The organism is Actinomadura fibrosa (genome assembly GCF_900659615.1).
In the GTDB taxonomy this organism is placed as follows: Bacteria; Actinomycetota; Actinomycetes; order Streptosporangiales; family Streptosporangiaceae; genus Spirillospora; species Spirillospora fibrosa.
In genome coordinates this window covers 1-25087 of the sequence record NZ_CAACUY010000132.1, presented here as the reverse complement: position 1 = coordinate 25087, position 25087 = coordinate 1, and the positions used below count along the sequence as shown (strand labels likewise).

General features: G+C 75.4%; 19 protein-coding genes and 1 pseudogene. 9 read left to right on the top strand and 11 right to left on the bottom strand.

The genetic code is table 11. The annotated features are described in order from the left end of the window. Positions 1–518: pseudogene (locus E1300_RS32000) on the top strand (IS5 family transposase); the annotation flags it as partial. A gap of 15 nt (positions 519–533) precedes the next feature. Here E1300_RS32000 and E1300_RS31995 read toward each other — a convergent pair. From E1300_RS31995 to E1300_RS31985, 3 genes are read right to left on the bottom strand one after another with little or no spacing between them, the layout of a single operon-like run. After that, positions 534–1643 (bottom strand): cation diffusion facilitator family transporter, encoded by a 1110-nt coding sequence (locus tag E1300_RS31995; protein ID WP_131760838.1) that lies wholly within the window; start codon positions 1641–1643, stop codon positions 534–536. Beyond that, positions 1640–2029: an ArsR/SmtB family transcription factor gene (locus E1300_RS31990; RefSeq protein WP_131760837.1), complete on the bottom strand. Its 390-nt coding sequence runs from the start codon at positions 2027–2029 to the stop codon at positions 1640–1642. The genes E1300_RS31995 and E1300_RS31990 overlap by 4 nt, the downstream gene beginning before the upstream one ends. 27 nt (positions 2030–2056) lie before the next feature. Beyond that, positions 2057–3082, bottom strand: a complete 1026-nt coding sequence (locus tag E1300_RS31985; protein ID WP_131760836.1) for a DUF6777 domain-containing protein — start codon at positions 3080–3082, stop codon at positions 2057–2059. Between the two features lie 157 nt (positions 3083–3239). Here E1300_RS31985 and E1300_RS53565 point away from each other — a divergent pair, with 157 nt between their 5' ends. Then, positions 3240–5294: a serine/threonine-protein kinase gene (locus E1300_RS53565; protein WP_131760835.1), complete on the top strand. Its 2055-nt coding sequence runs from the start codon at positions 3240–3242 to the stop codon at positions 5292–5294. Positions 5295–5320: 26 nt separating this feature from the next. Here E1300_RS53565 and E1300_RS31975 read toward each other — a convergent pair whose 3' ends face one another. The 7 genes from E1300_RS31975 to E1300_RS31940 all read right to left on the bottom strand — a co-directional run bounded on the left by E1300_RS31975 (position 5321) and on the right by E1300_RS31940 (position 15531). Further along, on the bottom strand, positions 5321–6499 hold the full coding sequence (locus E1300_RS31975; protein ID WP_242619517.1) for a VWA domain-containing protein: 1179 nt from the start codon (positions 6497–6499) through the stop codon (positions 5321–5323). 22 nt (positions 6500–6521) lie between these two features. After that, the gene (locus tag E1300_RS50440) at positions 6522–9353 is read right to left on the bottom strand and encodes a DUF5682 family protein (protein ID WP_242619516.1); all 2832 of its coding nucleotides are present in this window, start codon (positions 9351–9353) and stop codon (positions 6522–6524) included. A 25-nt stretch (positions 9354–9378) separates the two neighbouring features. Continuing rightward, entirely contained in the window at positions 9379–10506 is a 1128-nt protein-coding gene (locus tag E1300_RS31960) for an ATP-binding protein (RefSeq protein ID WP_242619515.1), read from the bottom strand. Beyond that, on the bottom strand, positions 10503–12680 hold the full coding sequence (locus E1300_RS31955; protein ID WP_131760833.1) for a DUF5691 domain-containing protein: 2178 nt from the start codon (positions 12678–12680) through the stop codon (positions 10503–10505). Before E1300_RS31955 ends, E1300_RS31960 begins: the two co-directional genes overlap by 4 nt. Next, positions 12677–13975, bottom strand: coding sequence for an SWIM zinc finger family protein (locus E1300_RS31950; protein ID WP_242619514.1), 1299 nt, complete (start codon positions 13973–13975; stop codon positions 12677–12679). The genes E1300_RS31955 and E1300_RS31950 overlap by 4 nt, the downstream gene beginning before the upstream one ends. Before the next feature lie 296 nt (positions 13976–14271). Continuing rightward, a complete protein-coding gene (locus E1300_RS31945) occupies positions 14272–14808 on the bottom strand; it encodes an alpha-ketoglutarate-dependent dioxygenase AlkB (RefSeq protein WP_131760831.1) in 537 nt (178 codons plus the stop codon). A 9-nt stretch (positions 14809–14817) separates the two neighbouring features. Beyond that, a complete protein-coding gene (locus tag E1300_RS31940) occupies positions 14818–15531 on the bottom strand; it encodes a M50 family metallopeptidase (protein ID WP_242619513.1) in 714 nt (237 codons plus the stop codon). A gap of 168 nt (positions 15532–15699) precedes the next feature. Between E1300_RS31940 and E1300_RS31935 the strand changes: the two genes are divergently transcribed. From E1300_RS31935 to E1300_RS31910, 6 genes are all read left to right on the top strand, one after another. Next, positions 15700–16557, top strand: coding sequence for an alpha/beta fold hydrolase (locus tag E1300_RS31935; RefSeq protein WP_131760840.1), 858 nt, complete (start codon positions 15700–15702; stop codon positions 16555–16557). After that, positions 16554–17249, top strand: coding sequence for a TetR/AcrR family transcriptional regulator (locus E1300_RS31930; RefSeq protein WP_131760830.1), 696 nt, complete (start codon positions 16554–16556; stop codon positions 17247–17249). Before E1300_RS31935 ends, E1300_RS31930 begins: the two co-directional genes overlap by 4 nt. Positions 17250–17521: 272 nt before the next feature. Next, positions 17522–19699: a fibronectin type III domain-containing protein gene (locus tag E1300_RS31925; protein WP_131760829.1), complete on the top strand. Its 2178-nt coding sequence runs from the start codon at positions 17522–17524 to the stop codon at positions 19697–19699. After that, on the top strand, positions 19699–20706 hold the full coding sequence (locus tag E1300_RS31920; protein ID WP_165503079.1) for an AAA family ATPase: 1008 nt from the start codon (positions 19699–19701) through the stop codon (positions 20704–20706). The genes E1300_RS31925 and E1300_RS31920 overlap by 1 nt, the downstream gene beginning before the upstream one ends. A gap of 1 nt (position 20707) precedes the next feature. Next, positions 20708–21838, top strand: a complete 1131-nt coding sequence (locus E1300_RS31915) for a DUF58 domain-containing protein (RefSeq protein WP_131760828.1) — start codon at positions 20708–20710, stop codon at positions 21836–21838. Next, positions 21835–24108 (top strand): transglutaminase TgpA family protein, encoded by a 2274-nt coding sequence (locus E1300_RS31910; RefSeq protein ID WP_131760827.1) that lies wholly within the window; start codon positions 21835–21837, stop codon positions 24106–24108. The genes E1300_RS31915 and E1300_RS31910 overlap by 4 nt, the downstream gene beginning before the upstream one ends. Before the next feature lie 72 nt (positions 24109–24180). Here E1300_RS31910 and E1300_RS31905 read toward each other — a convergent pair whose 3' ends face one another. After that, positions 24181–24819: a hypothetical protein gene (locus E1300_RS31905; protein WP_131760826.1), complete on the bottom strand. Its 639-nt coding sequence runs from the start codon at positions 24817–24819 to the stop codon at positions 24181–24183. A gap of 18 nt (positions 24820–24837) precedes the next feature. Here E1300_RS31905 and E1300_RS31900 point away from each other — a divergent pair, with 18 nt between their 5' ends. Further along, on the top strand, positions 24838–25071 hold the full coding sequence (locus tag E1300_RS31900; RefSeq protein WP_131760825.1) for a hypothetical protein: 234 nt from the start codon (positions 24838–24840) through the stop codon (positions 25069–25071). The last annotated feature ends 16 nt before the right edge of the window (positions 25072–25087 follow it).

The following is a 25087-nucleotide window of genomic DNA, read 5'->3' as shown; positions in this document are numbered from 1 at the left end:
TGGAGGAGGTGGCCCGGCAGGCGAAGCACTAGGACGTTCCCGCGGCGGGCTGTCCAGCAAGATTCATCTGGCCGCCGACGGCCGCTGTCGGGTGCTGTCGGGTGCTGTCCTTCCTGGTCACTCCCGGTCAGTGGGGTGACAGCCCGCAGTTCGTCGCGGTCCTGGACGCCATCGGTGTCGCACGGCTGGGGCCGGGCCGCCCACGCCGCCGTCCCGATCATGTGCTGGCCGACAAGGCCTACTCCTCGCGGGCCAACCGGGCGTATCTGCGGCGACGCGGGATCGCGCACACCATCCCGGTGCCGGCCGACCAGCGGCAGCACCGCCGCGACCGCGGACGCCGCGGTGGACGCCCGCCCGGCTTCGACCCCGAGCGCTACAAGCAACGCAACACCGTCGAACGCGCCATCAACCGCCTCAAGCAGTTCCGCGCCGTCGCAACCCGCTTCGACAAACGCGGCTACCTGTTCACCGGCACCATCACCATCGCCGTCCTGCTCATCTGGCTACGCACCTGATCCAAGAAACAGGCTCTAGTGGTCGCAGGGCGAGGTGCCCGCGTGCCGGTGCGGCGCGCCCGCGTCGGCGACGTGCCGGGGACCGTGCGGGTCCTCGCAGTGGCCGTGCTCACCGGGCTCGGGCGCGGCCTCGTCCACGTGGTCGACCTCCAGCGTCGTGTGGGTGATCCCGTACGAGCTGCGCAGCAGCTCCTGGAGATCGCGCCGGACGGCGTGGCAGTCGCCCTTGGTGTCCACCAGCACGTGCGCCGACAGCGCCGGGTAACCGGAGCTGACCTCCCACACGTGCAGGTCGTGCACCTCCTCCACGCAGGGCCGCCGCGCGAGCCGGGTGCCGAGCTCGGACGGGTCGATGCCCGCCGGCGCGGCCTCCATCAGCACCCGGCCCGCGTCCCGCAGCAGCCCGTACCCCGCCTTGAGCATCAGCGCGGCCACCACCAGCGAGGCGATCGCGTCGGCCCGCGCGAACCCGGCCGTCCACACCACGAGGCCCGCGACCGCCGTGGAGATGAACGCGTACAGGTCGTTCACGATGTGCTGGAACGCGCCCTCCACGTTCAGGCTGCTCCGGTTCGCCCGGCTGATCAGCCAGGTCGCCGCCAGGTTCACCGCGATGCCCGCCAGCGACGTCCAGAACACGAGGCGCCCGTCGACGGCCGGCGGGTCGGCGAGGCGCTGGACGCCCTCGGCGACGAAGTAGACCGCCAGCAGGATCAGCGTCAGCCCGTTCAGCTGCGCCGACAGGATCTCGGCGCGGCGCAGCCCGTAGGTGTAGCCGCCCTTCGGCGGGCGCACCGCGATCCGCATCGCGACCAGCGCGAGGACGATCGCGAACGCGTCGGTCATCATGTGCGCCGCGTCCGAGATCAGGGCCAGCGACCGGGCCAGCACACCGATGACCACCTCGCCCGTCATGTAGGCGAGGATCAGCGCGAGCGCGCCGCCGAGGAGGCGGCGGTCGGCGTTGGGCGCGACCCCGTGCCCGTGCCCATGGCCGTGCCCGTGCCCGTGCCCGTTGACGGCCCCGTGGTCGTCGTCGCGTTCGGGGCCGTGGCCGTCGTGTCCTTGGCCGTGCCCGCGGGCCGGTGCCGTACTCCCCGGCTCGCTCTCCCGTTCCGCCGTCATGCGCTCTCCTCCCCGTGGCCGACATGCGCGAGGGCGAGATCGAGCAGCATCCGGACGTGCGAGTCGTCCAGCCGGTAGTACGCCATCCGGCCGGCCCGGCGGACCCGGACCACGCGGCTGGCGCGCAGCAGGCGCAGCGCGTGCGAGACCGCCGACTCCGAGTGCCCGCAGGCCGCGGCGATGTCGCACACGCACATCTCTCCCCCTTCGAGCAGCGCGGTGATCACCCGGAGCCGCCCCGGGTCCGCCAGCAGCCCGAAGACCTGCGCCAGCCCGGCGACCGTCTCCGCGGGCGGCAGGGCCGCGGAGACGACGGCGACCTTCTCGGCGTCGACCACCCGGACGGCGCAGGCGTCCGCGGAGACGACATCTGAAGCACTGCTCATATGAGCAAATGTAGCGCATGCCCCCCGTCAGGTGCCGGAGGGCTCCCCTCCGGGCGTCTCCGGCGGCGCCATGGAGATCGTGTTCTGCGGCTGCTCCCCGGTCGACGGCTCGGACGCCCCCGTCCCGCCGTTCCCCGTCCCCTCACCCGTACCCGTGCTCGGCGTCCCGTATGGGTCGCCCGACGTGCCCGGATACGGCGACTCGCTGATCAGGCCCGGGTCCGTGGGCGAGACCGAGACGCTCGGGCTCGGCGACGTGCTGGGATCGTCCGTCGGCACGCCGGTGCCGGGCGAGCTGCTCCCCGAGTCGACCGGGGTCGGCGACTCGGACGGCGCCGTCTCCTCCGGCGGCACCGCGGTCGGCGGCCCGTCCACGCTCCCCGCCGTGGCGCGCGGCCGCTCGAAGCCCATCGTGGCCCCCGGGTCCACGAGGACGAACACGACGATCGTCCCCTTCCGCTCGTCCCGCGGCCGGACCGTCGTCACGTCGCTCTTGCGGAAACCCGGCCAGGAGTGGCCACGATAGGACGCGTTCCCCGTCCTGATCTTTTTCTCCGGCTGGGTCAGCGGATTCCCGCAATTGCACTTCACCGTCGGCACGCCGTAGCCATTGATCAATACCCCCATTCCGGCCTGGAGCACCGACGGCGCGCTCGTCGCCTTCCCGTCCCGCCAGCCGTGGTTGACCACCAGCGTGTCCTCGCGCAGCAGCACCGGCGTCAGCCGCGACACGTACCGCGGGATGTCGGCCACCGGGATGCCCTCCACCCCCGCCCACGCCCGCGCCTTCGCGGGGTTGGCCTGCAAGAACGCGATGAGTTTCTGCTGGTCGCAGCTCGCGGCCTGGCGCGTGCCCCCGTACAGGCCGGGCGTGTCGCCGTCCCGCGTCCCGCCCGTCCGCCGCGGCTTGGCCACCTTCATCTGGTCGGTGTTGGACACCAGCGTGTACGGGTCGGGACCCGGGCTGCCGACGGTCAGCCGCGTGATCGTGGCCCCCGCGTCGCCGCAGCCCGTCAGGACTCCCCCCGCCAGGCACAGTGCCGCGAGGGACACCAGAGGCCCCCTGTGCCGGGCAATTCGCGAATGGATCTCAAGCATGCGTCGTCTCCCGCTCCGGGCTCGCCGAACCTATACTCTTTGATGCCGGACACCGCCGTTTTGTGCCCGGTGAAAGGCTCGAATTTTCGCGGGGACCGGACGGGGGTGCGAAATGGCGAGCCCGCTGCCGCTCGAACCCGCCGACCCGACGCGTCTCGGGGGCTGCGAGCTGCTCGGCCGGATCGGGACCGGCGGCCAAGGCGTGGTGTTCCTCGGCCGCCCGGCCGAACCCGGCGACCTGCCGCCGCTCGTCGCCGTCAAGCTGCTGCACGCCCAGCTCCTCGGCAACGCCGCCGCGCGCGCCCGGTTCGTCCGCGAGCTGGCCCTCCTCCAGCGCGTCGCCGGGTTCTGCACCGCGCAGATGCTCGCCGCCGACATGGTGGGCGACCGCCCCTACATCGTCAGCGAGTACGTCGCCGGACGGTCGCTGCGCGAGCTCGTCCTGGAGGAGGGGCCGCGCGCCGGCGCCGACCTCGACCGGCTCGCGATCAGCTCGGTGACCGCGCTCACCGCCATCCACCGCGCCGGGATCGTGCACCGCGACTTCAAGCCGCAGAACGTCCTGATGGGCCAGGACGGCCCGCGCGTGATCGACTTCGGGATCGCCCGCGCCTTCGACGCGGGCGCGACGCTGACCAGCCAGGTCGTCGGCACCCCCGCCTACATGGCGCCCGAGCAGTTCGCCGGCCGGGTCGTCCCCGCCACCGACCTGTTCGCCTGGGCCGCCACGCTGCTGTTCGCCGCGACCGGCCGCGACCCGTTCGCCGGCGGCCCGCTGCCCGCCGTCATGTACCGGATCATGCACGAGACCCCGGACCTCAGCGCCCTCCCCGGCCCGATCGCCGAGGTCGCCGCCGCCTGCCTCGCCCAGGACCCGGCCGCCCGCCCCACGTCCGAGGAGGCCCTGCTCCGCCTGCTCGGCGACCGCGCGAGCACCGCACCGTCCCGCCGCTCCGCCGCCCCGGCCTCCCCACCGCCCCCGCGCACGGCACCCCTCCCAGGTACCCCGGACCCCGCCACCTGGGCCTCCGCCCAGGCCCCCTCAGCCCCTGCCCCGCCCCCAAGCGCGTCCCCCGGCTACGCCCCCAACCACCAACCGCCCCACCACCCCAGCCCACACCCCGCCCAGGGCCCCAATTCCCCCCACGCCCCCACGTCCTCGCCTTACGCCCCCACCCCCGGAACCAGCACACCGGCAGCGCACGCCCCCGGGACCGGCGCACCCCCGCCATACGCGCCCGGAAGACCCGCGACCTCCACCCCCGCCCCACCCCCGGGCGAGCCCGCCGCCTTCCCCCCGAGCCCACAGGCCGACTGGCCCACCGACCCCGCCCCCGGACCACCCGCCGGGCAGGCGGCAGCCTTCGCCCCGGGCCCTCCGCAGGTCGGCGGCTGGTCCGCCGATCCGGCCGCCAGCCCATCCGCCGTGCCGCCCGACGCGTTCGCTCCTAACCCGCAGCTCGGCTCGTCCGCCGCTCCAGCAGCCAACTCGCCCGCCGGGCCGCCGGCTGCCTTCGGCCCCGGCTCTCCGCAGGGCGGCTGGTATGCCGATCCGGCTGCGGGGGCGGTGCGCGCGGACGGGGCGTCCCCGTGGGTTCCCGCGGGTGAGCCGACCGTCGATGCCGCCGCCCCGATGTCCGGGCGTGCCGCCGCCGGACGCCCCGTGCCCGGCGGCGGTCCGTACGCGAACGGCGCCGGAACCGCCCCCGCGCCGTATCCGGACGAGGGCGTCCGCGAAGCCGGGGCGCAGCGGTCCCACGCGAAGCTGCGGCGCGGGCCCTCGCTGCTGATCGGGCTCGCCATCGCCGGGCTGCTCGCCGCGCTGGACGTCGCCGCGCTCGCCATCCTGATCGCCCGGCCGAACCTCACCGTGGGCCACCGCGGCGACCTGCTCCCGCTGGTCGCCGGGTCCTTCACGCTCGTGGCCGTGGTCACGCTGGTGGCGGTGATCCTCGCCTGGAAGGGCAGCCGCGCCGCCGCGTGGACGGTGGTCGCCGCCCGGGTCGCCCGCGTCGCGATGTGGGCCGCGTGGGGCGCCCTGGTCCCGATCCAGGTGTCCGCCCTGGCAGGCCACGCCCTGCTGACCGCGCTGGTCGTCCTGCTCCTGGCGCGGGGCATCTGGATCTCGCCCCGCCGACGTCCCGCCGCCGGCGTCCCGTCCCACTGATCCCCGCGCCCGGCCCGCCGCCGGGCTCACTTCACGCGCTCGGACCACTCCTTCAGGTCGCGGCGCTCGATCGCGGCGGCCATCAGGTCGGGGAAGGCGTCGGGAGTGCAGGCGAACGCGGGGACGCCGAGGGCCGCGAGGGCGGCGGCGTTGTCGTGGTCGTAGGCGGGCGCGCCGTCGTCGGACAGCGCGAGCAGCGCCACGACCTGGACGCCCGCGGCCGTCAGCGCGCCCGCGCGGCGGAGCATCTCGTCCCGGTCGCCGCCCTCGTAGAGGTCGCTGATCAGCACGAAGACCGTCTCGGTGGGCCGCGCGACCAGGCCCTCGGCGTAGGCGACCGCGCGGTTGATGTCGGTGCCGCCGCCGAGCTGGGTGCCGAACAGCACCTCCACCGGGTCGTGGAGCTGGTCGGTGAGGTCGACGACCGCGGTGTCGAACACGACCAGGGACGTCCGCAGCGACCGCACCGAGGCCAGCACCGACGCGAACACGCTCGCGTACACCACCGACGCCGCCATCGAGCCGCTCTGGTCGACGCAGAGGATCACGTCGCGCTCGACGGCCTGCCGCCGCCGCCCGTACCCGACGAGCCGCTCGGGGACGAGCGTCCCGTGCTCGGGCAGCCAGTGCCGCAGGTTCGCGCGGATCGTCCGCTCCCAGTCGACGTCGGCGAGCCGCTTCGGGCGCTGTACGCGGGCGGACCGGTCGAGGGCCCCGCCGACCGCCGACCGGGTCCGCTGCGCGAGCCGGCGCTCCAGGTCGGCGACGACCTTGCGGACGACGGCCCGCGCCGACTCCCGAGCGCGGTCGGGCAGCACTCGGTTGAGCGACAGCAGCGTCCCCACGAGGTGGACGTCCGGCTCTACGGCCTCCAGCATCTCCGGCTCCAGGAGCAGCCGGGTCAGGTCGAGCCGCTCGATGGCGTCCTTCTGCATGACCTGGACGACCGTGGACGGGAAGTACGCGCGGATGTCGCCCAGCCAGCGCGCCACCGACGGCGCCGAGTCGCCGAGCCCGGCGCTGCGCCGCCCCGGCCGCGACCTGCCCTCGCCGCGGTCGCCGGACCCGTAGAGCTTTTCCAGCGCCCCGTCCATGCGCGCGTCGTCGCCGCTGAGCGCAACCCCGGTGCCATCGGCCTTCTCGCCCCCGAGCACCAACCGCCACCGCCGCAGCCGCTCCCCACTCTCCGGCGCCCCAGTGCCCACGCCGCCCCCCTCACCATTCCCGTCACCCACGCCCATCCCCCTCACCCAACCCGACCTCCTCATCCCGTCCAGTTCCGCCGCCCTGGGCCTCGCCCCGCCCGCTCCCGTCGCGCCCGGTTTCGCCTCGCGCGGTCCAGTCGCGCCCGCCCCGGTCGCCGTTCGCTTCGCCGCGCCCGGCTTCGTCATGCCCGGCTTCGTCATGCCCGGCTTCGGCCTGCCTGGCCTCGTCATGCCCGGTCCTGTCGCGCCCGGCCTCGTCGTCTCCGATCCCGTCGCGCCCGGCCATGGCACGTTTCGTTTCGCCGCGTCCGGCGTCCCCACGCCCGGGCTCGTCGTGGTCGGCGTCCCCGCGGCCGGGCTCGTCGTGGTCGGCGGCTTCTTGCTTGAGGTCGTGGGGCGTCCAGCCGAGGATCTGGAGGGCCGTTGTGGTGGCGGGGGCGGCGCGGGTCGTGTCCAGGTTCTCGGTGGACGGGCGCGGGGCGGGCGCGGTGCCGAGGCGGCGGACGCGCTCGCCGATGGCGCGGCGCTCGGCGGCGGCGTAGGCGCCGAACGTGCGGCGCAGCAGCGGCAGGACGTCGGTGAACGAGCCGGCGGGCAGGCCGGAGATCCACGCGTCGACGAGGCGGAGCAGGGCCTCGTCGTGCATGAGCATCAGGCCGCCGCCGGACAGGAAGCCCTCGACCCACGCGGCGGCGCGGTCGGGCGCGGTGCCGGTGGAGACGGCCCGCGCCATCCGGGCGGGCACGTCGTCGAGGCGGCCCGCGTCCATGAGCAGGCGGGTGAGGCGGCCTTCCAGGAGGCCGTGCAGGCCGTCCGGGCGGGCGATGAGGCCTTCGAGGGTGCGGCGCCACCGTTCGATGTGGCCCTCGTCCGCGAGCAGGGACAGCGCCCCGTGAACGGCGTCGACGCGGGTGAGGACGTCGCGAGCGGCGTCGTCGTCCAGGCCGGACACGGCGGGCGGCAGGCCGACGCAGACGCGGACGACGAGGCCGTCCACGACGGTGCGCAGCGGGCCCGTCGAGGTGCCGCGCACGTCGCCGTACCGCAGCGCCCGGACGAGGGCGGGCAGCGCCGACATCAGGTGGCCGACGTCGGTGTCGACCGCGGCCCGGTCGGCGAGGGCGCCCATCACGGCGGGCAGCGCGCCGCCGAGGTCGGCGAGCAGGCAGCGTTCGGCGGCGGAGGTGAGGTCGGCGAGCGACTCCGCCTCGGCGGCGAGGGCCTCGGCGCGCGCGGTCGCGGCGCCGCGGACGGTGGTGCCCCACGCGCTCGCCTCGATCAGCTCGACGTCGAACTCCGGCCGCCACAGCAGGTCCCACGTCTCGCGGAACGTGCCCTTGGAGCGGCCCGTCTCGGCCGGGACGCCCCAGTCGACGTCCAGCAGGCGGAGCCGGTGCAGCAGGTGGCTGCGCTCCAGGTCGGTGGGTTTGCGCAGGTCGAGGTCCTGCTCCTTCTCCAGCGCGGACGGCTTGAGGCGCAGCCGCCGCTGCTCGGCCTGGAGGTCGCGCTGGAGCGGCACCATCGGGGTCCGCTCGGGGACGGCGCCGAGCCGCTCCCCGACGGCCATCCGCTTGCGGATCAGCTCGACGGGCAGGTCGGCGCCCTCGCACAGGACGGCGCGGGTCGCCTCGGTGACCTCGTCGAGCCCGGCGAGGGGGCGGCCGCGCAGCGCGGCGAGCGTCTCGGCGAGCCGGACCGCCTCGATCACGTGCGCGGACGAGACGTGGAGGTCCTCCTCGCGCAGGACGCGGGCGGCGTCGGTGAGCCAGCGCTCGATCGGACGGTCGGGCGCGGTGAACAGGTGGTGGTACCAGCCGGGGGAGCGGACGCCCGCCCCATAGCCCGAGCGTCCGGCGAGGCGGCCGTGCGTCCACGGGACCCAGGTCATGGCGACCTTGGTCTTGGGCAGGCCCCGCAGCGTCCGGTCGTCGTGGGCGGCGGGGGTCTTCGCCAGGAGGGCGGGCACGTGCCAGGCGCCGACGACGACCGCGACCCGCTCGTACCCGTCCTTGAGGGCGCGGCGGAGGGTCCGGCGCATGTGGGCTTCGCGCTGCTCCTCGCGCAGCGCCTCCCCGGACGGCGCGCCGTCTTCCTCCAAGCGCAGTTGGGCGCGGAGTTCCGTCATCGCCTCGGCGATCGCCGGGAAGGGGGACGGTCCGCCGGTGCGGTGCTCGACGACGTCGTCCCACCAGCGTTCGGTGTCGTCGTAGCCCGCGGCGCGCGCGAGCCAGCCCAGCGGATCCTGCCGGATGCTCTCCTCCGCCCCTTCGCGGTCGCCCGGGGTCGGCCCGGGCGTGCCTTCGACGGCGTCCGGCGCGTCCGAGGTCGGGCTGGGCGTGTCTTCGGCGGCGTCTGCGGCGTCCGCGGCGTCCGGGGCGCTCGGGGCGCTCGGGGCGTCCGGCGCGCCCGGGGCTTCCGGGGCGCTCGGGATGTCCGAGGCGTCCGGCGCCTCCGGCGCGCCCGGGGCATCCGAGACGTCTGGGGCGCTCGGGGTGTCCGGGGCGTCCGAGGTGGGCGGGACGAGCTGGTTCGCGGCCGGGAGGTCGCAGAACCGGACGGACGCGCCCGCGCCGAGGGCGTAGCGGATCGCCTGCCATTCGGGGCTGAACTCGGCGAACGGCCAGAACGCCGCGGACCGGCCGGTGCCGTCCGGTGCGGCCTGGCCGGGGGAGTAGGCCAGCAGTGCCACCGGCGGCACCATCCCGTCGTCGGCGGCCAGTTCCACGATCGGGTCGGCCTCCGGCGGGCCCTCGATCAGCACCGCGTCGGGTTTGAAGTCCTCCAGCGCGGTGCGCAGCGCGCGCGCCGAGCCGGGCCCGTGGTGGCGGATGCCGTAGACCTCGACGCGGCTCATCGGCGGCCTCCGGGACCGTCCCGCATCAGGAGACCTCCCGGCAGGCGCGGTAGAAGTCGCGCCACTCGGGACGCTCGCGCACGACCGTCTCCAGGTACTCCTGCCAGACGACCCGGTCGGACACGGGGTCCTGGACGACGGCGCCGACGATGCCGCCCGCGACGTCCGCCGCGCGGAGCACGCCGTCACCGAAGTGCGCGGCCAGCGCGAGCCCGCTGGTGATCACCGAGATGGCCTCGGCGGTGCTCAGCGTCGCGCTGGGCGACTTCAGCCGGGTGCGGCCGTCGCCGGTCAGCCCCGACCGCAGCTCCCGGAACACGGTGACGACGCGGCGGATCTCCTCCAGGCCCGCCGGGGACTCCGGCAGTTCCAGCGCGGTGCCGATCTGGCCGACGCGGCGGGCGACGATGTCGACCTCGTCCTCGGCGGTCTCCGGCAGCGGCAGCACGACGGTGTTGAAGCGCCGCCGCAGCGCGCTGGACAGCTCGTTCACGCCCCGGTCGCGGTCGTTGGCGGTGGCGATGACCGTGAAGCCCTTGCGCGCCTGCACCTCGGTGCCGAGCTCCGGCACCGGCAGCGTCTTCTCCGACAGGACGGTGATCAGCGTGTCCTGGACGTCGCTCGGCATCCGGGTCAGCTCCTCGATCCGCGCGACGGACCCGAGCCGCATCGCGCGCATCAGGGGGCTCTCCACGAGGGCCTTCTCGGACGGCCCCTCCGCGAGCAGCCGCGCGTAGTTCCACCCGTACCGGATCGCCTCCTCCGCGGTGCCGGCCGTCCCCTGGACGAGCAGGGTGGAGTCGCCGCTGATGGCCGCAGCGAGGTGCTCCGACACCCAGGTCTTGGCCGTCCCGGGCACGCCGAGCAGCAGCAGCGCCCGGTCGGTGGCGAGCGTCGCGACCGCGACCTCCATCAGCCGGCGCGGGCCGACGTACTTGGGGCTGACCGACGTCCCGTCCGGGAGGTCGCCGCCGAGCAGGTACGTCGTCACGGCCCACGGCGACAGCCGCCAGCCGGGCGGGCGCGGCCGGTCGTCGTGCTCGGCCAGCCGGGCCAGCTCGCCGGCGTACTCCTGCTCGGCGTGCGGCCGCAGGACACCGGTCTCCCCCGGGAGGCGGTCTCCCGGGGACCCCGGCACAGGCTTCTCGGTCACGGAATGAGCTCCTTCAGCATCTCGTCGCGGAAGCGCAGGGTGGCGGTCAGCTCGGCGACGGCGCGCGGCGCGGCGCCGCCGAGATCGTCGAGGCGGGACGCGGCGGCGGGGTCGAGCCGCTGGTCGGCGAGGCGGCACAGCCGGGTGAGCGCGTGCTCGTCGCGGTGCGTGGGCCGTCCGGCGGCGGTGGCGAGCGTCGCGACCACCGCCCCGGCGAGCGCGCCCCGCCACGGCCCCGGGACCCGTTCGAGGACGCGCAGCAGGTCGGGCGGACCCTCCACCCAGCGGATCAGGTCGGCCGCCGCGGAGTCGCGCTCGCCGTCGGGCAGGACGGCGAGCAGGTCGGCGAGCGCCTCCGGCTCGTCGACCACGACCCCGCCCTTGAGCAGCGCGCGCGCCCACGCGGTGTCGCGCTGCCGCAGCGCGGCCCGCGCCCAGCCGATGTGGACGTCGCGGGCGGCGCGGCCGTCGTGCTCGGCGGCGCGCGCGTCCGCTCCCATGCCGAGGGGCAGGCACACGATCTCCATGGGCGGGAGGCCGAACAGCTCCGTCCAGGTGGAGAGGGGCGTGCGGGCGAGGATCTCGCGGAGCCACGCCGCCCTGGTGCCGACCGGCCCGCCCCCGCCGCCCGGCGCGAACGACCCGCTCGGATGGAACGGCACGCCGTCGCGCGCGAGGTCCTCGTCGTGCTCGCGGGGCGGCTCGACCAGCAGCCAGGTCTGCTCCCGCCCCCGGACGGTCCGCACCCGGGGCCGCAGGCAGGCGCGGGCCCGCTCCGCCATCCGCCGCCCGTACGCCGAGCCGGGCATGCGGGCCAGCAGGTCGGACGCGAGCTGCCGGACGTCCTTGCCGCGGTCCTCCAGCGCCGCCTCCAGGAACTCCTCGTCGGCGGCCGCCAGCCCCTGCTCGAACGTGGCGAGGAACGCCGCACGGTCGGGCGCGGGCTCCTTGGCCCACGTCTCCGCGAGCAGGTCGCGGGCCTTCGCGGGATCGGTGCCGCGCAGCCGCGTCAGGAACGCCACCCGCTGGTTGCGCGTGCCCGTCTCCCACACGTCGGCGCCGCCGCCGGGGTCGTCGCCGGACCCGACGAGATAGGCCCAGTCGGTGTTCTGCAACGCCAGCCACACTCCGCGCCGCCCGGCGGCCCGCGCGATGGACGTCCGCAGCACCCGGTCGCTGCGCCCCCGCTCCAGCAGCTCAGGCAGCAGCCGCGCGGGCACCCGCCACCCGTGCGCGGCCGCCGCGTCCAGCCACTCGGGAAGGACCTTGATCTGCTCCCCGCCGAGGATCCGCGCGAGCCGCGCCGCCGCGGCCGCCGGGACCACCGGGTCCCGCTCGGCGGGCGCCGGCGCGATCACCTCGACCCCCGCCCCGGCCCCGGCACCCGCCGAGGGCGCAGAACCGCCCCCCGCGCCGCCGCCAAACGAGCCTGGAGCGGCCCCCACGCCACCGGAACCGGACGTGCCGCTGGCGGACGCGCCTGGGGCGGTGCTGGTGCCGCCGGGGTCGGTCGTCCCGTTGGCGGGACCGCCGCCGGAGCCGCCGGAGTCGGATGTGCCGTTGGCGCGTGTGCCTGGACCGCCGCTGGTGCCGCTGGGGTCGGTCGTGTCGTTGGCGGGACCGCCGCCGGAGCCACCGGAGCCGCTGGTGCCGCCGGAGCCGGATGTGCCGTTGGCGCGTGTGGCTGGACCGCCGCTGGTGCCGCTGGGGTCGGTCGTGCTGGCGGGACCGCCGCTGGTGCCGCCGGAGCTGGCGGAGTCGGATGTGTCGTTGGCGCGTGTGCCTGGGGCGGCGCTGGTGCCGTTGGGGTCGGTTGTGTTGGCGGCGGGTGTGGCTGAGGTGGGGGCGCCGGCCGGGTTGGTCGTGTTTGCTTTGGACGGGGTGCTGCTGGCGCGTGTGTCGGTTTCGTCGGGGGTGGTCCTGTCGGTGGTCGCGGCCGGATCGGGCAGGGTGCCGTTCGCGGGGATGCCTGGGGTGGCGAAGGCCTGGGGCTGGGGTGGGAAGGCTCGGGTGGGGAGGTGGCCGGCGCGGCGGCGGACGGCCAGGACGGCGGCCTGGTCGAGCAGGCGGCCCGCGGCGTCGGCGGGCTCGGCGGGGGCCTCCGGCAGGGCGGGCGGGTCGCGGCGCTCGGTGCCGAGCAGCGCCGCGGTGACGTGGTCGTCCCAGATGCTCACAGGATCACGGCCCCTTCGTCGTCCTGCCAGGCGGTCAGCGGGCGGAGCACCCCGGTGATCCACTCGCCGGTGAGCGTGACCGGGCCGCCTCCGGAGATGGCCAGCAGCCGCCAGGGGGACGTCATGTGCAGGGGCAGCGCGTCCCCGGCGGCGTCGACCGCGTGCAGGTCGCCGTCGCCGCCCCGGGCGAGGCGGATCCCGGTGAGCGTCGCGGGCCAGCGGTCCAGCCAGGGGTCCCGCGCGAGCGCGCCGGCGTGCTCGTGGAGGAACCCCTCGATGGACGTGCCGTCGGGGACGCTCGGCTCGGGCGTCCCGTGGCGTTCGGCGACGAGGGCCCGCAGCGGCTGGGCGCCCGGGTAGAACGCCAGCTCGGCGTCGACCTCGGTGCCCACGATGAGGGACGCGTCGAGGATGCCTCCGGGCGGGGCGAACGAGAGGACCAGCGCGGGACGTCCCGTCCGGTGGCCGCGGAGCCACACGTGGCGCGTGGTCAGCTGGTCTTGCGCGGTGTCACGCGAACCGGTCACCGACCATACGTCGCGGACGCGCTCGCCCTCGTTCAGGACCTCGTCCTGAGGGACGGTGAACCCGACTCGGGCCCGGACGGTGTCGCGCAGGGCGGGGGAGAGGGCGTCGCGCCGCCGGTACGCCTGGACGAGCAGCCGCAGCATCGCGTACTCCTCCAGGAGCCGGTCGGGCCAGCCCGGCTGCCGGGGGATCGAGGCCAGCGCCCTGACCGGGCCGGACAGGGCGCCCGCCTGCGCGTCGACGAGCCGGCGGGCCGCGTCGTCCCACAGCCGGTAGGACGCCTTCTCGGCCTGCGCGAGGCCGTGCGCGACCTGGTCGCGCAGCCACTGGTCGAGCTCGGCGAGCCCGTCGTCGACGCGCCGTTCGCGGCGCTCGACCGTCTTCGGGTCGCGGGCCTTCGCCGTGGACGCGGCGCGCCGCTCCTGCGCCCGGTCGGCGCGGTCGCGCCGCTGCTCGATCCACTCGGCGGCCCAGCCGGGGCGGGCGCCGTCGCGGACCGCGCCGTCGCTCCACAGCAGGAGCAGCCCGAGCGCGTGCTTGCACGGGATCTTGCGGCTCGGGCAGGAGCAGCGGAACGCGGGCCCGGCGAGGTCGGCGCACGTCCGGTAGACGCTCGTGCCGCTGCCCTGGCACTCGCCCCAGACGGCCTCGCCGTCGCAGCCGGCGCCGGACCACTTGGCGGGCCGCGCGACGCCGCCCGCCGCCTTGGCCGCGGCCGCGTCGGGCGCCAGCGCGAGGACGCGCTCCCGGTCCCATCGTTCGCTCACACTGCCGAAACTATCGGTGCCGTCGGACATTTCCCGACGCCCCCGCCCGCGCGTCAACCAGCTACTTCCACCGGCCGCCCTGACCGGCCGCAACAGGCCCGCCGAGCGCCGCGGACCAGGTCAGCTCAGCGCCCTGACTTGCCGGCCGTGGGGCGGGAGCGGTGGCGCGACCGGCGGAGGCGCGCCCTGCGCTTGCGATGGTAGGAACCGCGATCGAGCTTCTTGTGAGCCATGCACCATCGTGGGCGCGCCCAGGCGACCCGTACACGTCCCTGACCGCATCCGGTCCTCCGGCTTCAGGCCCCGCCGGAATCGGTGAAGCGGCGGAAGGTGAGGCTGACCCGGCGGCCCGTGGACGCTCTGCGGGGGACGCCGTGGGACCAGGCGCGCTGGGTCGCCTCCGTCATCAGCAGCAACGACCCGTGCTCAAGGGCGAGCTCGGTGCGGTGGGCCTTGTCGAGGCTGCGGAACACCAGGGGACGGGTCGCCCCGAGGGAGACGATCGCGATCGCGCTCTCCGGGACGAGGCCGTCATAGGAGTCCTGGTGGAAGCCCATGGTGTTGTCGCCGGTCTCGTACAGGTTGGCGAGGCAGTTGTTGAAGGGATGCCCGGCGTACTCGGCGGCGCGGGCCGCGATCGCCGTGATCCGCGGCGGCATGGCCGCGGGGTCGTAGTACTGGCCGGAGTAGTTGTAGGGGACGCCGAAGCTGGCGGTCCGGCGCGCGTGCATGCGGTCGTCCCAGGCCACGTCGTCCAGGAGGAAGGCGAGGTCGGTGTCGGGGTCGGGTAAGGCGTCCGCGATGTAGCGGACGTCCAGGGGTGGTGGGGTCATCGGCCCGCCCTAGATGCCGGGGCCGGGGAGGTCGGGGAAGGCGCTGGAGTCCGGGGCGAGGAGGGCGCCGCCCAGCAGGAGCGCGGCCAGGGCGATGGCGCCGAAGAGGCTGACCCAGGCGAGGCCGGGCACGCCGGTGAGGTGCGCGAGCTGGTCGGCGTCGGAGCTCGGCGCCATGTGCCGGGCGCGCATGCGTTGCAGCTCCACCACCGGACGGGTGGCGGCGAGCAGCAGGAACCAGGCGGCCAGGTAGGCGAACCCGGCCTGGACCTCGGCGTTGCCCAGCCAGGACACCGCGAAGATGATCGCGCCGGTGGCGAGGACGGAGAGCGCGCCGTAGGCGTTGCGGATCATCACGAGCATGCCGGCGAGCAGCGCGAGCGAGAACCAGAGCATGAGCGTGATGCGGCCCGCCGCGAGCAGCACGGCGAACAGCAGGCCGAGCAGCGGCGGGGTGAGGTACCCGGCCATCGCGGTGAAGACCATGCCGGGCCCGTGCGGCTTGCCCCGCGAGACGGTGACGCCGGAGGTGTCGGAGTGGAGCTTGATGCCGTCCAGCTTCCGCCCGGTCACGAGGGCGACGAGCGCGTGCCCGCCCTCGTGCGCGATCGTCACCGTGTTGCGGGCGACGCGCCAGGTGGGGCCGTGGACGACCGAGGCGAGGGCGATGAGCCCGACGAGGACGACCAGCCACCACGGCGGATCGGGTTGCGTTCCCGTCACTCGGTCCCACAGTCCGGCGATGCTTACCGTTTCCACGTCCACCTCGGAGTCGTCGTTCGCGATGCCCAACACTAGGACGTCGCGGATAACGCCCGCGTTCGGTTCGACCCGGTTGGGACCGGTCCGGACCATTTACATACATGCGGGATGTATGTTTCTCTGGTGCGCATGGCAGCGAACGAGGAGCTGGGCGCGCGGCGTACCGCCGCCCTGCCGCAGGGAGAGATCGCCTACCGGGAGCGCGGCGACGGGCCGCCGGTCGTGTTCGTGCACGGCCTGCTGGTCAACGCCGACTTGTGGCGGGACGTGGTCCCGCCGCTGGCCGAGGCCGGGTACCGGTGCATCGCGCCGGACTGGCCGCTCGGCTCGCACGACATCCCCATGCCGCCGGACGCGGACCTGAGCCCGCCGGGGGTCGCCACGATGATCGGAGCCTTCCTGGACGCACTGGACCTCACCGACGTCACCCTTGTCGCCAACGACACCGGCGGGGCGCTCGTCCAGATCCTCATGGCGCGGCGCCCCGAACGCGTCGGGCGGGTCGTGCTCGCCTCCTGCGACAGCCTGGAGGTGTTCTTCCCCAAGGTGTTCCTGCCGCTGGTCCTGCTCGGGCGCGTCCCCGGTTTCGTGTGGCCGCTGGCGCAGCTCATGCGGATCCCGGCCATGCGCCGGCTGCCGATCGCGTTCGGGTGGCTCGCCAAGCGGCCGATCCCCGAGGACGTCGCCGAGTCGTACCTGGGCCCAGCCAGGAGGAGCCGGGCCGTCCGCCGGGACGTGCGGAGGTTCCTCAGCGGCGTCCACCACCGCCACACCCTGGACGCCGCGCGGACGTTCGGGGAGTACGATCGGCCCGTCTTGCTGGCGTGGGCGAAGGAGGAGCGGTTGTTCCCCGTGTCGCTCGCGCGCCGGCTGGCCGACATCTTCCCGGACGCCCGCGTCGCCCTGGTGGAGGACTCCTACACCCTCATCCCCGAGGACCGTCCGAACGAGCTGGCGGGACTGGTCGCCGCCTTCGCGCGCGCGTGAGCCCGCGCCGGCGGCAGGAGGACCGGACGCGCGAGACGCGCGCGGCCCTCATCGCCGCCGGACGCGGGCTGTTCGCCGAGCACGGCTACGCGGACGTCACCGCCGAGCAGATCGTTGCGGAAGCGGGCCTGACGCGCGGCGCCCTCCGGCACCACTTCGGCGACAAGGCCGCGCTGTTCCGCGCCGTCTTCGTCGAGCTGGAGAAGGAGATCGCCGACCGCATCGCCGCCGCAGTGCTGGACGTCCTGCCCGACCCGTCGGAAGCCCCGGCCGAGGGGCCTCCGGCGGGGCAGGGCGGGGCCTGGGACGGGCTCCGGGCCGGACTGGCGGCCTTCCTCGACGTGACCAGGGAGCCCGAGGTCCTGCGGATCGGGCTGACCGACGCCCCGGCGGTCCTCGGCTGGGCCGACTGGCGCGCCATCGAGGCGGAGTACGGGCTCGGCCTCACCAAGACGGTGCTCGCCCAGGCGATCGAGGAGGGCGTCCTCGTCCCGCAGCCCGTCGACCTCCTGGCCCACCTGCTGCTCAGCGCGATGATCGAGGCGGCGCTGCTCATCGCCCGGGCGGACGAGGACGACCGCGCCCGGACGCGCGAGGAGGCCGAGCGGACGCTCCTCGCCCTCCTGGAGGGCCTCCGGCCGCCCGCCCCCGTCCCCGGCCGGAGCGGCGCCCCGGGCCCGGAACGCCTCTGACCAGCCGGTCAGGCGGCATGTGATCCCTGTCACCCGCACCCGTCCGCATCCGCCGCAGTATCGGCGTTCTGTCGGTGGGGTGCGCTAAATCGTCTTATCGTGTGAGCCTCACAACCGTTAATGTGCCCATCGCGCCGAGGTGAGGCTCCTCCCCGGCGCGGGGCTCCCGCCCGCCGGTCCACCGGCGGCCGGGCGGGGACGGGCGCCGGCCGGCACGGATGCCGCCGCGAGGTCCGGAGCGGGGGCCACGGCGCGACGAGAGGGTGACGGGGATGAGCGGGAAGGGAACATCAGCGCGGGCCAGGGGCCCGCGCGGCGTCTTACGGCGCGACCGGGTCACGGGGCAGATCGCCATCGGCCTGGTCGGGGTGCTCTGCGTGGGCGCCCTCGTCTACGGCGTCGGCACGGCGAGCGCGCGCTACAAGCTCGCCGACGTCGGCGCCTGGCTGAGCGCGGGGGCCAAGGGCCTGGTCGTGCACGCCAACGGCCTCGCGGGGAAGGTCGACGGCAAGACCGCCGTCATCCCGCAGATGCGCGGCCACCACATCAAGATCGTTCAGGACGGCGCCACGGTGCTGCTGATCGACGAGGACACCGGCGTCGTCAGCCGCATCGACCCGTCCCAGCTCAAGATCACCCAGAGCCGCGCGCTCGGCGGGTCCGCGCTCCAGGTCGTCGCGGGCGCGGGCGCCGCGTACACCGTCGACCTCGCCAAGGGCGCCGTCCAGCAGATCGACCCGCTGAAGCTCACCCCGATCGGCCAGGCCGCCGCGCTCACCGCGCCGCTCGCCAAGGCCGGCATCGACGCCCGCGGCACCCTCTGGGTCCCCACCCCGCAGGACGGCAAGGTCGTCCCCTTCCAGAACGGCCGCCAGGGCACGCCCGTCACGGTGGGACGCGGCGGCGACCACCTCGCCCTCACCATCGCCGCGGGCGCGCCCGTCGTCACCGACGGCACGGCCGCGACGGCGCTGATCGTCCGCCCGGAGGGCGCGCAGAAGATCAACCTGCCCGCGCCCGTCGCGAAGGCGGGCGACGCCGTCAAGGTCCCCGAGGTCGCCGACGGAAGCGTCGTCCCGATCCTCGGCACCGGCGGCTCCCTCTACCTGCTCGACACCGGCGTCGGACGCGTCAGCTCCATCGCCCTCCGCATGGCGCGCCACCAGCTCGACGCACCGCACGTCCTCGGCCCCCGCGTCTACCTCCCCGACCGTACGACCGGACGGCTCCTCGTCTTCAACACCGACCGCAACGCCTGGGAGCGCCCGATCACCGCGACCCGCCCCGGCGGGACGATCGAGGTCCTCGTCCGCGACCACATGCTCTGGGTCAACGACCCCAACGGCTCGACCGCGCTCGCCTTCGACCAGAGCGGCGCCGTCAGGCGCATCCAAAAGTACGACGACAAGATCCCCGGCGGCGCGCGCCGTCCCATCCCCGCCCCGAACCCGGGCAACGGCAACGGCAACCGCAACAACGGCGGCGGCCGAGGCCCCGGCGGCTCCACCGGCGCCAACCCCCAGAACCCGCCGAACTCGCCCAACCGCCCCGCCCAGCCGCCGCCGAAGAAGGACCCGACCGCGCCCGACCCGCCCACGCCTGCCGCGTCCGGTGACAACGGCGCCGTCACCGTCCGCTTCACGCCCGCCGCGCAACCCCAGGGCGTCTACCCGGTCACCCGGTTCGTCCTGCTCGACCAGAGCGACCGGCCGGTGACCGCCGCGAGCCCGTCCCAGTTCCCCGGCACCTCGCAGGGCGGCACCTTCACCGTGCGCGGCCTGGCCTGCGACACCACCACCCACATGTACAAGGTGGCCGCCGAGTACAAGGGCAAGGACAACAGGACCGCCTACAGCCCGTCCGGCGAAGTAGGCGCCACCGCCTGCCAGGCCCCGATGGCTGCGCCCGTCCTCGACGCGACGGCGAAGAACCACACCGCCAGCCTGTCGTGGTCGCAGGTGCCCGGCTACCAGGTCACGTACAAGGTCACCGGTCCGAACGCCCCGAGCGGGCGGTTGAGCGGCACGTCCACCGACGTGGGCGGGCTCACCAACGGCGCCGGGCAGACCTACACCTACACGGTCACGGCGAGCAACGGTGCGGGCGAGACCACGTCCGCGCCCAAGTCGGTGACGCTCGACCCCGCGAAGGGATCGGGCAGCTACAACATGCACTGGGACGACGACACCAACACGCTGATCCGCTCAGAGCCCAGCCCGACGGCCGGGAGGGTCGGTTCGATCCCGAAGGGCTACCACGGTGCCGTGACGGTGCACTGCCAGCGTTCCGGTCCTCGCTACACCGACACCTTCAACAGCGCCAACCGGTCGAGCGTGATCTGGAACCAGATCACCTACAACGGGGTGACCGGCTGGATCAGCGACCTGTTCGTCGTCACGTCGGGGTCCGGGACCGACAATTTCTCGCCGCCGCTTTGGGAGTGCACCTGATGACCGAGAACGCGGCAGTGGGCGCCGGGGTGGGCGCGGGGGTGGACGCGGAGGCGTTGGTGGGGCGGTTCGCGCAGATGTTCGCGGCGCTGGCGGCGAACGTCGAGCGGGTCGTGCGGGGGAAGCGCGACAAGGTCGAGCTGGCGCTGATCTGCCTGCTGTCGGAGGGGCACCTGCTGGTCGAGGACGTGCCGGGCGTCGGCAAGACGACGCTTGCGCGGGCGATGTCGGCGTCGGTGGAGGCGCAGTGGGCGCGGATCCAGTTCACGCCCGACCTGCTGCCGAGCGACATCACCGGGGTGTCGATCTTCAACCAGGGGACGTCGGCGTTCGAGTTCCACGCCGGGCCGATCTTCGCGAACCTGGTGGTGGCGGACGAGATCAACCGGGGGTCGCCGAAGACGCAGTCGGCGCTGCTGGAGGTCATGGAGGAGCGGCGGGTGACCGTGGAGGGGACGCCGCATCCGGTGCCGCGCCCGTTCCTCGTGATCGCGACGCAGAACCCCGTCGACATGGACGGGACGTACCCGCTGCCGGAGGCGCAGCTCGACCGGTTCCTGATGCGGATCTCGATGGGCTACCCCGACCACCAGGCCGAGGTGGCCGTGCTGGCGGGCGCGCCGACGGGCGCGATGCTGGACTCGATGCCGCCGGTGATGGGCCGCGAGGACGTCGCGCGGATGATCGAGTTCGCGCAGCGGCTGCACGTGGCCGCGCCGCTGTACGACTACGTGGTGCGGGTCGTGGCGGCGACGCGCGACCATCCCGACCTGCGGCTCGGCGCGAGCCCGCGGGCGAGCCTGGCGCTGCTGCGGGCGTCGCGGGTGCGGGCGGCGGCGGCCGGGCGGTCCTACATCGTGCCCGAGGACGTCAAGGCGCTCGCGGTGCCCGTCATCGCGCACCGGCTGATCGTGACGCCGGAGGCGGAGCTGCGCGGGCGCGGCGGCGCCGACGTGGTCGGCGAGGTCCTCGCGAGCGTGCCGACACCGCAGGCCGCCGGGGTGTGACGTGCTGACGCCGCTCGGATGGGGGACGGCGGCCGTGTCGGCGGCGCTGTACGCGGCGGGCTGGTGGCTCGGGTACCCGGAGCCGGCGGTGCTCGCGGTCGCGGGCCTCGCGGCGGTCGCGGCGGCGGCGCTGTGGACGCTGCCGAGGCCGCGGCTGGAGGTGCGCCGGGAGATCGCGCCCGCGAAGGTGGGGCGGGGCGAGCCCGCCGTCGGCGTCCTGACCGTGACGAACGCGGGGCGCGGCGTGCGGGGCGTGACGGCGCGGGACGCGGCGGGGTCCGCGGAGGTCGCGGTGGACGTGCCGCGGCTGCGGCCCGGCGGCGGGCGGACGGTGACGTACCGGCTGCCGACGGACCGGCGCGGCCGGATCCCGGTGGGGCCGCTGCGGCTGGTGCGGGCCGACCCGCTGCGGCTGGCGCGGCGGGTCCGGGAGTACGGGGAGCCGCAGGTCCTGCTCGTCCGGCCGAGGACGGTGCCGCTGTCGCTGCTGCCCTCGGGGCGCGCGCACCATCTGGACGGGCCGACGAGCGACCGGTCCCCGGCGGGGACGGCGACGTTCCACGCGCTGCGCGAGTACGTGGTCGGGGACGAGCTGCGCCACATCCACTGGAAGTCGTCGGCGCGGACGGGGACGCTGATGGTCCGGCAGCTCGTGGACGCGAGCCTGCCGACGACGACGGTCGTGCTGGAGGCGCGTCCGGAGTCGTGGCCGGAGCCCGACGACTTCGAGCTGGCCGTGGACGCGGTGGCGTCGGTGGCGACGGCGGCCGCGCGCGCGAACTTCCCGGTGCGGGTCCTGACCGGCACGGGTCCGGTGGCCGACACGCGCGGCGGTCCGGAGGACGTGGAGGTCCTGCTCGACCGGCTGACGGCGGTGGCTCCGGAGCCGGGTCCGCGGTCCACGGTGGACGTGGTGCGGCGTGTGCGGGCGGGCGGGTCGCTGGTCGTCGTCGCGCCGGGTGACGCGGAGCTGGGGCGGGTCGCGGCGGTCCGGAGCCGGTTCGACCGGATCGTGGTGCTGCGGGTGCGGCCGTCCGGGCCCGCGTCCGCGCCGCCGGGCGTTCACGTGCTCGACTTCGGTGACCTGGACGCGCTGGCGGAGGCGTGGCGGCGGCTCGGGAGCGCGCGGTGACCCGGTACGTCTCCTGCGTGGTGACGGCCTGCCTGGCGGCGGTGGCCGGGCTGGCGTTCCAGCGGGTCTTCGGGCTCGGGCCGGTGGTGCCGGTGGCGGCCGTGGCGGCAATCGTGCCGACGGTGCTGTCGGCGCTGCTGTCCGGCCCCCGCAAGGCCAAGGGGAAGGACGCCGCGAGCGGCGGAGCCGGTGGCGAAGGCGCCGCAAACGGCGGAGTCGGCGGGGAGCGTTCCGCGAGCGGAGGAAGCCGCGGGAGGGCCAGGAGTCCGTGGCCGCTGTGGATCTCGCTCGTCCTGACGGTGGTCGCCTGGGCGGGGACGGCGGCGGTGACCGTCCTGCGTCCGGCGCTGGGCGACGGGACGCTGCCGCAGACGCTGCGCGAGGGGGTGCTGAGCTCGTGGAAGGCGATCCTGACCACGTTGCTGCCCGCCCCGGCCAAGCCGGAGTTCCTGATGCTGGTGCACGTGCTGGTGTGGCTGGCGGCGTTCGCGTCCGCGGAGACGGCGCTGCGCACGTCGCTGCGGGCGGCGCCGGCCGTCCCGGTGCTCGGCGTGTGGGCGGTCGCGCTCCTGCTGGGCGTGGACGGCCCCGGCTCGAACCTGCCGATCGCCGCCGCGACCGTCGTGCTGGTGGGCGTGCTCGTCCTCGTCCGGTCGGACGGTCCCGACGCCCGCCCCGCCTGGCGGACCCTCGCGCTCGGCCTGCCGTGCGCCGCCGTCCTCGGCGGGCTGGCGTTCGCGATGGGCCCGCTCGTCCCGGTCCGCGCGGAGCCGTACGATCCGCGCGAGCAGGTGCAGGCGCCGCCGCCGCAGCAGCGCGACGGTGTCAGCCCCCTCGACCGGGTCGGCGGCTGGCTCCTCAGCCCAGACCAGGTGATGTTCACGGTCACCTCCAAGCGCGACGAGATCGAGCGGCTCGCGGTCCTCGACCGGTTCGACGGGGTGACCTGGTCGTCCACGGCGCGGTTCGTCCCGACGGGGAGCCGGGTCCCGGCCGGGCCGCGGCCGGGCAAGGAGCACGCGTCGGGCCAGCGGATCACCATCCGGGACCTGCCCGGCGTGTGGGTGCCCGCCGCCGACCGTCCCCGCCGCGTGGACGGCATGGCCGTCGTCGTCGATCCGGCGAGCGGTGCCCTCGCCGCGGCGCAGCCCCTCCGTCCGGGGCAGGCGTACACGGTCGACTCGCAGGTGCCCGAGTGGTCCGCCGACGACCTGGCGGGCGCGGCCGTCGCGCAGGACGCCGAGGCGCGCGCCGCCCGGGAGCTGCCGTGGGGGCCGGGCGCGACGCGGCCGCCCGTCCAGCTCGCCGAGTTCAAGCGGTTCGCGCAGGCCGCGACGCGGGGCGCGGTGTCGCCGATCCAGCAGGCCGCGATGCTCGCCGAGTACCTCAAGCGGTACGCGAGATATGACGTCACGGCGCCGCCCGGGCACAGCTACCGGCAGCTCGACTACTTCCTCGGGGAGGGGCGGCGCGGCACGCCGGAGCACTTCGCGACCGCCTACGCGCTGCTCGCCCGGTCGCTCGGCCTGCCCGCGCGGATCACGGTCGGGTTCGACGGGGGCGCGCGGACGGGCGACACCGTCCAGGTCCGGTCCGGCGACGTGATGGTGTGGCCGGAGATCAAGTTCCAGCGGCTCGGCTGGGTGCGGTTCAACCCGCTGCCGGAGAACGCGCGCCGGTCGAGGAAGAACGACGCCGTCGCCGCGGGGGAGACGCAGCAGAAGCTGGAGCAGGCGCAGAAGAACGCCGCCTCCCAGCAGCGCGGACCCGGGCCGGGCAAGACCGCGCAGAAGGAGCCGCAGAAACCCGCCGCCGCCGAGGACGCCCCGACGCCGTGGTGGGTGTTCGCGTCGATCGGGGCGGCCGTCCTCGCCGCGGGCTACCTGCTGGCGGTGCTGCTGGCGCCGTCGCTGCGCCGGCGCCGCCGCCGGTCGGGCCCGCCGGCCGAGCGCATCGCGGGGGCCTGGGCGCAGGCGCTCGACCACCTGGCGGACGTCGGGCTCTCCACCGCCCGGACGCTGACGGCCCACGAGGTGGCGCGGTTCGGCGCGTCCACCGTCGGCGAGGAGGCCCACGGGCACCTGCGCCCGCTCGCCGACCTCGTCAACCGCAGCCGGTTCGCGCCGTCCCACCCGGACCCGCACGCCGCCGCCGACCAGGCCTGGCAGCACACCGACCGGCTCGGACGGCTCGTCACCGCGAAGGCGGGCCACCTGCGCCGCCTCCGCCGCCGCCTCCACCCCCGGTCGCTGCGCGCCCGGCGGCACTGACCTCCGCGACGGTCGAGACGCCGCCCCACGCGCCCTACGCGCCGAGACGCGGCCTACGCGCCGAGACGCGGCCTACGCGTTCGGAAGGCGGACGGAGATCTCGCCGCCCAGGCGCGCCCCCGTCTCCAGTTCGAGGTCGTCGCCGCTCCAGAAGCGGCCCGGGTCGAACCAGTTCGGGCGGCGGCCCTTCGGCAGCAGGCCCATCGACTGGTACGTCACCGCGACGATCTCCGCGCAGAACGCCGTCTCCAGGTCCGGGTCGCGCTCGGCCGGGCGGCGGATCGGGACGCGGCCGCGCAGCCAGCGCGACGCCAGCCGCGACGTCGAGGGGAACGGGGTGCCGTCGAGGCGGGCGACCGCGCGGAGCGCCGCGTCCTCCATCGCCCGGGACGCGGGCGGGTCGAGCTGGCGCAGCCACGCCCGCTGCCCGTACCGGGTGCCCCAGGCGAGGACGGCGTCGCGCAGGTCGTGGAGCTGGGCGCCGCGGTGGTGGCCGCCGGACCACAGGTCGGGCAGCGACCGGCCGAGCTCGGCGTGCCACATCAGCGGCGGCAGGTCGTCGATGACCACGGACATGCCGACGTGGTTGACGGGGCTGTTGGTCGTCATCTGGATGGCGCGGTCGGCGACCGTCCGGCCGCGGAACAGCCACACGTCCCCGGTGCGGGTCAGCTCGGCGGCCTCGTCGAGCGGGATGCTGGTGTCCGGCACGATCGTTAGCCTAGGCGCATGCGATGGTGGAAAGCGCTGGGCATCGCCGGTTTCGTCGGCGTCGCCGCGACGGGGGCCGTGATCGCCAGGGCGGAGCGGCGCCGCCGCGCCTACACGCCCGACCAGATCCGGGAGCGGCTGCACGCGCGCCTCGACGAGCAGCCGGACGAGCAGCTGGACGAGCAGGCGGGCGGGCAGCCGGACGAGCAGCCGGGCGGGCCCGCGGGCACGGCGCCGGGCGAGCGCGCGTGACGGCCCGTCCCGTCCG